The following is a 12,020-nucleotide window of genomic DNA, read 5'->3' on the forward strand; positions in this document are numbered from 1 at the left end:
ATATCCCGCAGAAGTGCAGGCATTTCCGTCGCTGTTCTATTGCGTCAAGCCTTTCGCAATGCTCTGCCGGCATACTCCGGATCAGGACGTCGGTGCGCAAGACGTCCGCCCGCGTTCCGGAGTACCCCATGCCCCTGCCGCTCTTTGCCGTCGACGACGAAAAGACCGCGCCCCGTCCGCGCCGCATTGCGGCGACCGTCGTGCCCGTCCTCGCCTTCGCTGCGGCCCTGCTCTTCGTCCTCGCGGCCATCTTCGTCGCGACGCCGGTCGCGCCGCCCGCGGTCTTCGTCGTCCTTGCCGCGATCGCCGGCACCGTCGGCGGCATCCGCCTCGTCACCCCGAAGCTCGATGCCCTCTCGGCGAGCCGCCGCGAGACGCTGCAGGACGCGAAACTTCTCAGGGAGCGCGTCGAAAGCCTTGCCGACGAGGTCTGGGGCCTGCGCGAGGACCTGGAGCGCCACCGCAGCGTCATCGACACCGTCGGCGACGTCGTCATCCGCCGCGACGGCGCCGGCCGCATCGTCTTCGTCAACGACGTCTTCGCCCGCACCTTCGGCATAGATGCCGAGGCCGCCATCGGCGGCCCGCTGGAACTGCTGCCCCAGGCGGAGGAAAAGCACGAGACCCTGCAGGACGGCGAGCGCCGGGTGAAGCTGGCGACCGTCGCCGGCCCGCGCTGGTTCACCTGGATCGACGCGCCGGTGCGCTCGCCCGACGGCCAGCCGCTGCTGCAGTCGGTGATCCGCGACGTCACCGAGGCGATCGAGGCGGAGCGCGCCCTCATCGTCGCCCGCGACCAGGCCGAGGCCGCCAACCGCGCCAAGTCCCGCTTCGTCGCCATGGTGAGCCACGAAATCCGCACGCCCCTCAACGGCATTCTCGGCATGGCCGGCCTCCTGATGGACACCAAACTCACCGCCGAGCAGACCACCTACGCCCGCGCCGTGCGCACCTCCGGCGACGCGCTCCTGTCGCTGATCGACGACGTGCTGGACTTTTCCAAGATCGAGGCCGGCCGGCTCGACCTCGCTCCCGCCGAAACTGACATCCGCGGCTTGGTCGAGGAGCTTGCCGAACTCGTCGCGCCGCGCGCGCAGGCCAAGGGCATCGAAATCGCCACCCACATTGCGCCGGACGTGCCGGCGCGCGCCATGCTGGATGCCGCGCGGCTGCGCCAGGTGCTCCTCAACCTTGCCGGCAACGCCGTCAAATTCACCGAGATCGGCGGCGTCGCCATCGAGGTCTCCGCCGGCCGTGCGGCGGGCGAGGACAGCGCGCAAATCCGCATCTCCGTGCGCGATACCGGCATCGGCATGTCGCCGGAACAGACGGCCCGTGTCTTCAAGGAATTCGAGCAGGCCGACCACGGGCCCAGCCGGCGCTTCGGCGGCACCGGCCTCGGCCTTGCCATCTCGCGCCGCCTCGTCGGGCTGATGGGCGGGCGCATTTCGGTGGAAAGCGCGCTCGGCCACGGCTCGACCTTTTCCTTCGCGCTGACCGTACCGGTGGTGGAGGCAGCCCGGCCCGGCCGCGACCTTTCCGGCATCCGCGTCGCCATCCTCGCCGATGGCCCGGTCGAAGGCCCGATGATGGCAAAGAGCCTCAACGACCTCGGCGCCGCCATCATCGAAGGCGGCGACCCGGCGGCCTTCGCCGCGGTGTCCGGTATCGACGTCGTCCTCATCGATGCGGCCTGTCGCGATGGCATCGAAGCAGCGCTCGCCGGACTGAAGCGGGCCGGCATCGAGGCCCCCACGGTCGTCCTCCTTGCCCCGACGGAGCGGCCCGACCTGCCGAAATACCGGGCCGCCGGCGCCGGCGCCTATCTCGTCAAGCCGATTCGCGCCGGCTCTCTGGCCAAGATCGTCGGCGGCCTTGCCCGCGGCGAGGCCGATGTCGGCATGATGGCGGAGGAGGCGGCAGCGGGCGCGCCGGCCGCCCGGCGCCGCCTCGACGTCCTCCTTGCCGAGGACAACGAGATCAACCAGCTCCTGACCCGCGCGGGCCTGGAACGCCTCGGCCACAGCGTCACCGCGGTCGACAATGGCGAGGCGGCCGTTACGGCCCTGGAGGCCGCGATTGCCGGAACCGGGACGCCCGTCGATCTGGTGCTCATGGACCTCCACATGCCGGGCATCGACGGCTTCGAGGCGATCCGGCGCATCCGCGCCCTGGAGGCCGCAGCGGGCGCCGCGCGCCGTCCGATCCTGGCGCTGACGGCCGACACCATGGCCGAGACGGAGGAGGCCTGCCGCGCCGCCGGTGCCGATCGCCGCCTCATCAAGCCGCTCGACAGCGACCGCCTCGCCGAGGCGATCGCCGCCGAGATCGACCGCGACCGGGCGCTCGGCCAGACCGGCTGACCACGGCAAAATACAGCGTATGCATCTTCAGGATACGGTGCATACGATAAGACTTCGGATCGCTTCCTGGCTCCGTGGTCGCGACCCGCTGCGACCGGTCGTCGGCAATAATGACCTGTCCACCTACATGGAAAAATCGCGCCGCGATTCCGCCCGGCCTTGCCCCGGTCGCAGGCGGCTTATGCGCGGTTTCTGGGCCCGGATGCATCAAAAGACCGCAGTGTGATTCGCATTTGCGGCAAGGGGCGATGTCGGGAATGCTTCGCCATTGCATCCGTTTCCGCTATCATATCATTGTCATACAAGCGTCGGAAAACTATCGTTTAGCTGTCGTCCTACGACCGTAGGCCGGAGAATTCGGAATGCGGCAGCCATCATTGCGAGGGAGAGGCCGTCGATGAAGTATCGCAATCGGCGGCAGAAAAGAGGCCAGATGAAGGGCTCCGACAAACAGCCGCAACGCGGCGGCGCACGACGTTTCACACCGATCGGAAAGCGGCCGGTCACCGGCAACCGATGGATCCCGGGGCTGCGCAGCCCGACCGGGCGCATCCTGCCGGCGGCCCGCGCCGCGGCGGCGCCGACGCTCGGCCAGATCGGTTCGCTGGAGGTGCGCCTGGCGCGCTCCTGGCGCGAGATCAAGATCGCCCAGCAGCTTCGCTACCACGTCTTCTACGAGGAGATGTCGGCCGTTGCCGACGCCCAGACGCTGGCGACACGGCGCGACAGCGACAGCTTCGACAATTTCTGCGACCACCTTCTGGTGCTCGACCACGACATCAAGGTCAAGACCAATGCGCTCGGCCGCAAGAAGCCGCAGATCGTCGGTACCTACCGCCTGCTGCGCCAGGAAGTGGCGGAGATGCATGGCGGCTTCTACACCGCCGACGAATTCGACATGCAGCCGCTGCTCGACCGCAAGCCGGACCTCAACTTCATGGAGCTCGGCCGCTCCTGCGTCCTGAAGCCCTACCGCAACAAACGCACCATGGAGCTGCTCTGGCACGGCATCTGGGCCTATGTCCTGATGAACAAGATCGACGCCATGATCGGCTGTGCCAGCCTGGAAGGCACCGATCCGAACCGGCTCGCCCTGCCGCTCTCCTTCCTGCACCACAATTTCCTGGCGCCGGAGGAATGGCGGGTCCGCGCGCTGGGTGAGCGCTACACGGAGATGAACCGGATCCCCAAGGACGAGCTCGACGGCCGCGCCGCGCTGCACGCCCTGCCGCCGCTCATCAAGGGCTATCTCCGCCTCGGCGCGATGATCGGCGACGGCGCGGTGATCGACCACCAGTTCGGCACCGTCGACGCCCTCATCATCATGCCCGTCTCCGAACTCAACCCGCGCTACGTGAATTATTACGGAGCGGACGCCAGCCGGCATAAGGCGTGAGATTAGGCGGCTAAGGGTCCGGCTTCTGCGCGCGGGTGGCGGCAACACCTGGTCGAAGAGGAATGCGGGGAGCTATGGCCTCCGCCCTCACCCCATCTCCACGAATGCCCGCGCCAGCCAATGGGCGATCGCCAGCGGATGCGGCGCCTTGAGGCCGTCCGGGTGGGCGCCGTCGAGCATGGCCGCGATCTCGGCGCGCTCGAACCAGCGCGCGTCCTGCAGCTCTTCCGGGTCGATGGTGATCTCGGTGCTGGTCGCCTCGGCGAAGCAGCCGAGCATCAGCGTCGAGGGAAACGGCCAGGGCTGGCTGGCGTGGTAGACGACCCGGCCGACCGTGATGCCGGCCTCCTCCAGGATCTCCCGGCGCACCGCCGCCTCGATGGTCTCGCCCGGCTCCACATAGCCGGCGAGCGCGGAGTACATGCCCTCGGGAAACTGCGGCTGGCGCCCGAAAAGGGCGCGGGTCCCGTCGATCGCCATCATGATGACGACCGGATCGGTGCGCGGAAAATGGTGGGCGCCGCAGGCCCCACAATCGCGCCGCCAGCCGCCGGGGGCGGGCGCCGATTTTTCCCCGCAGCGGGCGCAGAAGGCGTGGCTCTCGTGCCAGAGCGTCAGCGAGCGCGCCTCGGCGAGCGCGCCGACGATCCCCGCGCCAAGCGTGCCGGAGCTGGCGAGCGTGCGGAAGTCGGCGATCTCGATCGAGCCTGAGCCTGCCGCCATGACGATGCCGGCAACGACGCTACCGGAGCGGAGGCGGCCGGCAAAGCGCGGCCGGTGCTCCTCAAGGCCCAGGAAGACGAGGCTCTCCGCGTCGAGCCCGAGTGTTTCCGCCGCCGCGCGGTCGAACTGCACCGCGTCCGCGCCGTCTTTCGAGCCGTCGACGACCGCGTTGCCATTGTCGAAGAGATAGATGCGCATGTCGGAGCGGGCGATCTGCGTCTCGACCCAGGCCGGGTCCTCGCGGCGGTCGGCGGCGCGGTCGAGGTCGTTGCCGCAAAAGCCGGGGAGCAGCGAGGCCTCGCGCTCGCGAAAGACGAGGCCCTTCATCGCCCGGCTCCGGCAAGGGCATCCGTGAGCCGGGCAATGAGGCTGGATTTCTCGTCCGGTGCATAGGGCCGCGCCGGCACCTTGCCCCAGACCGGGCCCGGCCAGGCCGCATCCCCCTTGAAGCGGGCAATGACGTGGATGTGGAGCTGCGGCACCATGTTGCCGAGCGCGCCCACATTGAGCTTGTCGCAGCCGGTCACGGATCGAAGCGCGGTTTCGGCCGCCGCGATCTCGTCCATGAGGAGGTGCCGGTCGTCGCGCGAAAGGTCGATCAGTTCCACCGCACCCGGCACCCGCGGCACCAGCAACAGCCAGGGATAGGTGGCATCGTCCATCAGCCGCACGGTCGAAAGGCCAAGGTCCGCGATCGGGCTGCTGTCGGCGTCAAGCTGCGGGTGGAGGGAGAAGGCATCGGTCATGAAACGGGGGGCTCCGGTTGGCGCCGGGACCTTATCCGAGTCGTCCGCCGGGCGGGATGCCTCACAGACGAAAACCGGTGCCGACCCGAGGGGGGAGGAAGGGAAGGCACCGGTTCCGCGTCGAGCGGGTTTTACGCCGCTGCGATCTTTTGCAGGAAGTCGCTGACGGCCGTCCTCAGATTGTTGGCCTGGCCGGCGGCTTCCCGGGCGAGCTGTTCGACCTGGTCGGCCGACTGGTTGGTCTCCGCGACCCGCTCCATGACGCCGCTCATGTTCTGGGCGACGCGGAGCGTGCCCGAGGCGGCCTCGCCGGCATTGCGCGAGATCTCGTTGGTCGCCGCGCCCTGTTCCTCGACCGCGGCGGCGATCGAAGAGGTGTAGCCGTTGACGTCGACCATGGTCTTGGCGATGCCCTCGATGGCCTCGACCGCCTCGCGGGTCGATTCCTGGACGAAGGCGATCTGCGAGCCGATCTCCTCGGTCGCCTTGGCGGTCTGGTTGGCGAGCGTCTTGACCTCCGAGGCAACGACCGCAAAGCCCTTGCCCATCTCGCCCGCACGCGCCGCCTCGATGGTGGCGTTGAGGGCGAGGAGGTTGGTCTGCTCGGCGATGTCCTGGATCAGGTTGACCACGTCGCCGATCTTCTGGGCGGCCTCGGCCAGCGCCGCGACCTTCTCGTTCGCCGCCTCGGTGGACGAGGTGGCGACGTCGACGATCTGGTTGGTGCGGCCGACCTGGCTGGAAATTTCCGAGATCGAGGCGGCGAGCTCTTCGGAGGCCGCGGCGACGGTCTGGACGTTGTTGGAGGCCTCGTCGGAGGCGCCGGCGGCGCCCGTTGCCTGGGTCGAGGTGCTCTCGGCGATGCCGGCAAGGGCCTTGGCCGAATTCTGCACCTGGTCCATGTAGTCTCCGACGGCGGCGAGCGCTTCCTCGCTGGAGCCCTGGAAGATCTGGATCAGCTCCTCGACCCGGCGCTGGCGCTCCAGGCGGCGGTTCTGCTCCGCGTCCTGCTTGTCGCGCAGGGCCTGGCGCTCCACGGCGTTATCGCGGAAGACGACGACGGTGTCGGCCATCTCCTTGATGTCCGGCGGCATGTGGGCGTCATCGAGTTCGATGTCGGTGCGTCCGTCGGCAAGCTGCAGCATGGCCGCCTTGATGCGGGCGAGCGGCTTGTTGATCGAGCGCGAGATCATCACCGCGAGGAAGCCGACCACGGCCAGCACAGCGAGCGCCATCGCGCCAACGAACAGAACGGTATTGAAGATCTTGGCGTTGAGGTCGTCGATATAGACGCCGGTGCCGATGACGTAGCCCCAGGGCCTGAACAGCCGGACGTAGGACTCCTTCGGGAATGACTTGTCCTTCGCCTCGCCGGGCTTGGCCCAGTAATAGGTGTAGTAGCCCGAGCCGTTGTTGTTGCGGATGACATCGTTCATGCCGAGGAAGAACTTGTCGCCCTTGGCGTCTTCGAGGTTGGCGAGGTTCTTGCCGACGAGACCCGGATTGAGCGGGTGCGCGATCATGATGTCGTCGAGATTGTGGATCCAGAGATAGCCGCTGCCGCCGTAGCGCATCGCCATGACGGCGTCGATGGCCTGCTGCTTGGCCGCGTCCTCGGTCATTTCGCCGGCTTCGGCGCGCTTGGCGTAGCTTTCGATGATGGTGTAGGCGTTTTCCACGTAGTTCGCGAGGCCGGTCCGGGTCTGCGCGATCATCTCCGATCGGTAGGACAGGGCGAACACGACGATGAGCGCTATCAGCCCGACGGACACAATGCCCAATTGTCCGAGCAGGCGCTGGCGGATGGTGAGGTTCATTCTTGTTGATCTCCAAACCCAACGGTTGGTTCAATTAGGCTTTTAACTGCTTAAAGAAGGCTAAAAGACTCGCAAAAAACGTCGTATTTTAGGGATAAATCCTTACGCGATCTCCGACTTTCGAAGTAAAAGACATATACCATTAATTGTACCAGCGAAAAATCTATCCAAATACGAAGTCTTTTCGGCAGTTTTTGTATACAGTGCATGCTCACCGGTGCTGTTTAAGGTCAGCAGCATTGCCGTTTTTGCTGGGGGTGCCCGGCATCGTTTCGCGCGGCAGGCGCCGCCGGCGCACGGGGTCCGGCGTCGTGACCATCCGGCAGCGCCGCCCGGCCGCTCCGCCGGCGCGGCCGAGACGACTTGCACGCCGGCACCGAAACTGCCATATCGGAAGCGGGAGGTTGGCTGTGGACGTGCCACTCGCCAACCGGGTCAGGTCCGGAAGGAAGCAGCCCTAACGAGATCGGTCCGGGTCACTGTTCAGCCTCCCACCCGCCCGCCGCCAGGGGATGGCGGCCGCGCCGCAGGCGAGCACGCGGATGCGGCGTGGGCATTGAGGTCCGCCCGATATGGCGCCGACACGGGCGCCCGCGGGCGAGGCGAGCGGTGATGACAGCGGCATGGACGGCACCTCTCAGACGGACGGCGCCCCTTCCACGGACGGTGCCCCTTCGCCCGAATCCGGGGCCTCCGGCGCCGGGACGACGGGCGTCTACCGCGTGCTTGCCCGCAAATACCGCCCGGAGACCTTCGAGGAGCTGATCGGCCAGGCGCCGATGGTCCGCACCCTGTCCAACGCCTTTGAGACCGGCCGCATCGCCCAGGCCTGGATGCTCACCGGCGTGCGCGGCGTCGGCAAGACGACGACCGCCCGCATTCTCGCCCGCGCTCTCAATTACGAAATCCCCGGCAAGATCGACCAGCCGACCATCCACATGCCGGAGTTCGGCGAGCATTGCGCCGCCATCATGGAAGGCCGCCATGTCGACGTGGTGGAGATGGACGCCGCCTCCCACACCGGCATCGCCGACATCCGCGAGATCATCGAGCAGGTGCGCTACCGGCCGGTGTCGGCGCGCTACAAGGTCTACATCATCGATGAGGTGCACATGCTCTCCGCGGCGGCCTTCAACGGCTTGCTGAAGACGCTGGAAGAGCCGCCCGAGCACGTGAAGTTCGTTTTTGCGACCACGGAAATCCGCAAGGTGCCGGTGACCGTGCTGTCGCGCTGCCAGCGCTTTGACCTGCGGCGCATCGACGCCGATCTCCTGGTCGAGCATATGGCAAAGATCGCCTCGGCGGAGAACGTCGCGGTCGTCCCGGAGGCGCTGACCCTGATCGCCCGCGCCGCCGAGGGCTCGGCGCGCGATTCCCTGTCGCTGCTCGACCAGGCGATCGCCCATGCCGGCGGCAGCATCCGCACCGAGGATGTGCGCGACATGCTCGGCCTTGCCGACCGCGCCCGCGTCATCGACCTGTTCGCCAGGCTGATGGCCGGCGACGTCGCCGGCGCACTTGCCGAACTGGCGGGCCAGTACGAGGTCGGCGCCGATCCCGCCGTGGTGCTGATCGACCTTGCCGAATTCGTCCACTTGGTGACGCGGCTGAAATTCGCGGCCGATGCCGTCGGCGGCGTCGCCGTCACGGAGGAAGAGCGCCGCCGCGGCGGTGAATTCGCCGAGAGCCTGTCCGTCCGCGTGCTGTCGCGCGCCTGGCAGATGCTCCTGAAAGGCATCCAGGAGGTGCAGACGGCACCAAAACCCCTTGCCGCGGCCGAGATGGTGCTGGTGCGGCTGTGCTATGCCGCCGACCTGCCGACCCCGGACGAGGCCCTGAAGCTGCTGCGCGAGGGCGGCCCGGTGCCGACCCGCCCGGCGACGACCACCGGCAGCGCTGCGTCCGGGCCGAGCGCGCAAGCGACGGCAGCGCCGCCGCGCGCCGACTATTCGTCCGCAGGGCGGGGCGGCGGCGACGGCCGCGCCCGGCTCAGCCTTGCCAGCGAGCGGGCCGCCCCCGACGCCATGGCGGACCTCACCGCGCCGGAACCGCTAGCGGCCACGTCCGCGCCGCAGGTCGCCGGGATCGTCCTTGCCTCCCTCGCCGATGTGGCCGAGCTTGCCCGCACACACCGGGACCTGAAGCTGAAGGACCAGGTCGAAACGCTGCTGCATCCGGTTCGCTTCGAGCCCGGCCGCATCGAGGTCGAACTGGAACCCGATGCGCCTTCAGGCCTTCCCGGTGAACTCGGCGCCCGGCTCAGCGACTGGACCGGCACGCGCTGGGTGGTCACCGTTGCCCGCGAGGGCGGCGGCGCGACCCTGCGCCAGCGCCGCGACGCCGAGCGCGACCGCCTCCTTGCCGAGGCGAAGGAAGATCCCAATGTCGCGGCGATCCTTTCCGCCTTTCCCGGCGCCGAGATCGTCGGCGTCCGCGTCACCAAACCGGAGCCGGCGGCGGCCGACCCGGACGCCGAGCCCGGCGACGGCGAGACGGACGACGACGCCGACTGACCGGGCGCGGATTTCAGGCAGCTTTTGACACCGATATCAGCCCACGCAAACGAGGACGCCATGGATTTTCTGAAGATGATGAAGCAGGCCAAGGACCTGCAGGGCAAGATGGCCGAGATGCAGCAGCAGATCGCCGAGATCGAGGTCGAGGGCAGCGCCGGCGCCGGCCTCGTCACGGCAACGCTCTCCGGCAAGGGCGAGCTGAAGGCCCTGAAGATCGATCCCTCGCTGGCAAAACCGGAAGAGATCGAGATCCTGGAGGACCTCGTGATGGCCGCCGTCAACGACGCGCGCGGCAAGAGCGAAGAGGTCATGCAGGAAAAGACCAAGGAAATGATGGGCGGCATGGGCCTGCCGCCGGGCATGAAGATGCCGTTCTGAGGAAGCGAGTGGCGGATGGGACGCGGATTTCTCGTTGCGCGTCTTCTACTCTGAGCGTCCTTGCTGGCCTCGAACGATGCCGTCTTTGCTCGGCCTCACCCTTCACTCCGCGTCACCACCGGGCTTGACCCGGTGGTCCATGATGAGGGAGCGGCAGGGCGCAATGCCCGATGGATTGCCGGGTCAAGCCCGGTAATGACGCCGAGAAGGGGAAAAGCGCCGGCGAGGTCGCGCCAGCCGGACGATCCGGCAACCGCCGCAAGCCCGCCGCTCCGTTGAAAAACGAAAACCGAACAGTCGGCAAAGCGCATAATGTGCCTTGCGCAATCTCCAGGGAACGACACGACACATGACGGCGAGTTCGCCCATCGGACCGGAAATCGAGCGGCTGATCCAGTTGCTGGCCAAGCTGCCGGGGCTGGGCCCGCGCTCGGCCCGCCGGGCGGCGCTGCACCTGGTGAAGAAGAAAGAGTCCCTGCTGGTGCCGCTCGCCGCCGCCATGGCGGCTGCCCGGGACACCATCGTCACCTGCCAGGTCTGCGGCAACATCGATACCGCCGATCCCTGCACCCTGTGCCGCGATCCGCGCCGCGACCCGTCCGTCATCGTCGTCGTCGAAGACGTCGCCGACCTCTGGGCGCTGGAGCGCGCCGGCGCCGTCAGCGGCCGCTATCACGTGCTCGGCGGCGTCCTGTCCGCCCTCGACGGCGTCGGCCCGGAGGACCTCAACGTGGAAAGCCTGATCGATCGGGCACGCGAGGACGGGGTGAAGGAGATCATCTTCGCCGTCAATGCGACGGTCGAAGGCCAGACGACGGCCCACTACGTCTCCGACCAGCTCGCCGGCCTCGATGTCAAGATCTCGCGGCTCGCCCACGGCGTTCCCGTCGGCGGCGAGCTCGACTATCTCGACGAAGGAACGCTCGCCGCCGCCATCCGCCAGCGCACGGCGCTCTGACGCCACGCTACGCCATGCCGGCGCGGGCCGATCAGGAGATCGGAAAGCCGCGCTGCGCTGCCAGGTCGCGCAGCGACTTCTCCGGCCGCGCGCCCACATGGGTGATCACCTCGGAAGCCGCGATGCCGCCGAGCTCGGCGCAGTCGGCATGGTCGAAGTCCCGCGACAGGCCGAACAGGAAGCCGGAGGCATAGAGGTCGCCGGCGCCGGTGAGGTCCACCACCCGGTCGACCGGGGCGGCGGCAACCTCGGTCGTCTCCTCGCCGCAGACCACCATCGAGCCCTTGGCGCCGAGCGTGATGACCGCGAGCGGCGCATCCTGGCGGACGGCCGCGATCGCGGTCGCCAGATCCGCGGTCTGGTAGAGCGCGTGGATCTCGTGCTCGTTGGAGAACAGGACGTCGACGAGGCCGCTGCGCACCAGGTCCAGGAACTCCTCGCGGAAGCGATCGACGCAGAAGGAATCCGACAGCGTCAGCGCCACCTTGCGGCCGGCCTCGTGGGCATATTTGGCCGCCGTGCGGAACGCTTCCTTGGCTGCCGGGGGGTCCCACAGATAGCCTTCCAGATAGGTGACCGCGGCGGCCGCCACCGTGTCGCGGTCGATGTCGGCCGGGGTCAGCTCCTGGCTGGCGCCGAGATAGGTGTTCATGGTCCGCTCGCCGTCCGGCGAGATCAGGATCATGCAGCGCGCGGTCGGCGATCCGTCGACCAGCGTCGGCGTGTCGAAGCCGACGCCGAAGGCGCGGATGTCGTGGCGATAGGCATGGCCGACATCGTCGTCGGCGACCTTGCCGACGAACGCGGCCGAGCCGCCGAACGAGGAGACGCCGGAGACGGTGTTGCCGGCGCAGCCGCCCGAAGCGCCGACGGCCGGACCCATCTTGGCATAGAGCCGTTCGGCTTCCTCGGTCTCGACCAGGCGCATGGAGCCCTTGATCAGGTTCTCCTGGACGAGGAAATCGTCCTCCACATGGGCGAAAAGGTCGTAGATGGCGTTGCCGATGCCGAGGACATCGAAGCGGGTGTCGGTCATGGAGCCGGTCTCCGGAACGCTGCGTTGCTGGGGGCCGCTCTGCCGGTCGCCGGTGCGGGAGGAAAAGGCGCCAACCCGGGAGCGTTT

The 12,020-nt window shown here is 68.0% G+C and carries 9 protein-coding genes and 1 other RNA gene; 6 read left to right on the top strand and 4 right to left on the bottom strand.

The features are described from left to right. The first annotated feature begins 128 nt into the window (after positions 1-128). A complete protein-coding gene (locus M2319_RS22325) occupies positions 129-2,363 on the top strand; it encodes a PAS domain-containing hybrid sensor histidine kinase/response regulator (RefSeq protein ID WP_264603692.1) in 2,235 nt (744 codons plus the stop codon). A 397-nt stretch (positions 2,364-2,760) separates the two neighbouring features. Continuing rightward, positions 2,761-3,759, top strand: coding sequence for a GNAT family N-acetyltransferase (locus M2319_RS22330; RefSeq protein ID WP_264603693.1), 999 nt, complete (start codon positions 2,761-2,763; stop codon positions 3,757-3,759). Positions 3,760-3,846: 87 nt separating this feature from the next. Here M2319_RS22330 and nudC read toward each other — a convergent pair whose 3' ends face one another. From nudC to M2319_RS22345, 3 genes are all read right to left on the bottom strand, one after another. Then, positions 3,847-4,809: an NAD(+) diphosphatase gene (gene nudC, locus M2319_RS22335; protein ID WP_264603694.1), complete on the bottom strand. Its 963-nt coding sequence runs from the start codon at positions 4,807-4,809 to the stop codon at positions 3,847-3,849. After that, positions 4,806-5,228 (bottom strand): HIT family protein, encoded by a 423-nt coding sequence (locus M2319_RS22340; RefSeq protein WP_264603695.1) that lies wholly within the window; start codon positions 5,226-5,228, stop codon positions 4,806-4,808. The genes nudC and M2319_RS22340 overlap by 4 nt, the downstream gene beginning before the upstream one ends. Before the next feature lie 131 nt (positions 5,229-5,359). Next, positions 5,360-7,045 carry a methyl-accepting chemotaxis protein gene (locus M2319_RS22345; protein WP_264603696.1) on the bottom strand — a complete coding sequence of 562 codons (1,686 nt, stop codon included), beginning with the start codon at positions 7,043-7,045 and terminating at the stop codon, positions 5,360-5,362. 398 nt (positions 7,046-7,443) lie between these two features. On the opposite strand from M2319_RS22345, the gene ffs reads away from it, so the two are divergent. From ffs to recR, 4 genes are all read left to right on the top strand, one after another. Beyond that, positions 7,444-7,541: signal recognition particle sRNA small type (gene ffs, locus M2319_RS22350), an RNA gene on the top strand. Between the two features lie 127 nt (positions 7,542-7,668). Further along, complete coding sequence (locus M2319_RS22355; protein WP_264603697.1) at positions 7,669-9,558, top strand: DNA polymerase III subunit gamma/tau; 1,890 nt, start codon at positions 7,669-7,671, stop codon at positions 9,556-9,558. Between the two features lie 60 nt (positions 9,559-9,618). After that, positions 9,619-9,939, top strand: a complete 321-nt coding sequence (locus M2319_RS22360) for a YbaB/EbfC family nucleoid-associated protein (protein ID WP_264603698.1) — start codon at positions 9,619-9,621, stop codon at positions 9,937-9,939. Between the two features lie 349 nt (positions 9,940-10,288). Continuing rightward, the gene (gene recR, locus M2319_RS22365; protein WP_264603699.1) at positions 10,289-10,897 is read left to right on the top strand and encodes a recombination mediator RecR; all 609 of its coding nucleotides are present in this window, start codon (positions 10,289-10,291) and stop codon (positions 10,895-10,897) included. Positions 10,898-10,928: 31 nt separating this feature from the next. Here recR and M2319_RS22370 read toward each other — a convergent pair whose 3' ends face one another. Beyond that, positions 10,929-11,933: an adenosine kinase gene (locus tag M2319_RS22370; protein ID WP_264603700.1), complete on the bottom strand. Its 1,005-nt coding sequence runs from the start codon at positions 11,931-11,933 to the stop codon at positions 10,929-10,931. Positions 11,934-12,020: the final 87 nt, after the last annotated feature.

This window comes from Rhodobium gokarnense, assembly GCF_025961475.1.
GTDB classification, from domain to species: domain Bacteria; phylum Pseudomonadota; class Alphaproteobacteria; order Rhizobiales; family Rhodobiaceae; genus Rhodobium; species Rhodobium gokarnense.

Excerpts from the sequence above, each read along its gene's own strand:
- M2319_RS22360 (WP_264603698.1), top strand. The coding sequence starts at position 9,619 with ATGGATTTTCTGAAGATGATGAAGCAGGCCAAGGACCTGCAGGGCAAG.
- nudC (WP_264603694.1), bottom strand. The coding sequence starts at position 4,809 with ATGAAGGGCCTCGTCTTTCGCGAGCGCGAGGCCTCGCTGCTCCCCGGC.
- recR (WP_264603699.1), top strand. The coding sequence starts at position 10,289 with ATGACGGCGAGTTCGCCCATCGGACCGGAAATCGAGCGGCTGATCCAG.
- M2319_RS22370 (WP_264603700.1), bottom strand. The coding sequence starts at position 11,933 with ATGACCGACACCCGCTTCGATGTCCTCGGCATCGGCAACGCCATCTAC.
- M2319_RS22325 (WP_264603692.1), top strand. The coding sequence starts at position 129 with ATGCCCCTGCCGCTCTTTGCCGTCGACGACGAAAAGACCGCGCCCCGT.
- M2319_RS22345 (WP_264603696.1), bottom strand. The coding sequence starts at position 7,045 with ATGAACCTCACCATCCGCCAGCGCCTGCTCGGACAATTGGGCATTGTG.
- M2319_RS22330 (WP_264603693.1), top strand. The coding sequence starts at position 2,761 with ATGAAGTATCGCAATCGGCGGCAGAAAAGAGGCCAGATGAAGGGCTCC.
- M2319_RS22355 (WP_264603697.1), top strand. The coding sequence starts at position 7,669 with ATGGACGGCACCTCTCAGACGGACGGCGCCCCTTCCACGGACGGTGCC.
- M2319_RS22340 (WP_264603695.1), bottom strand. The coding sequence starts at position 5,228 with ATGACCGATGCCTTCTCCCTCCACCCGCAGCTTGACGCCGACAGCAGC.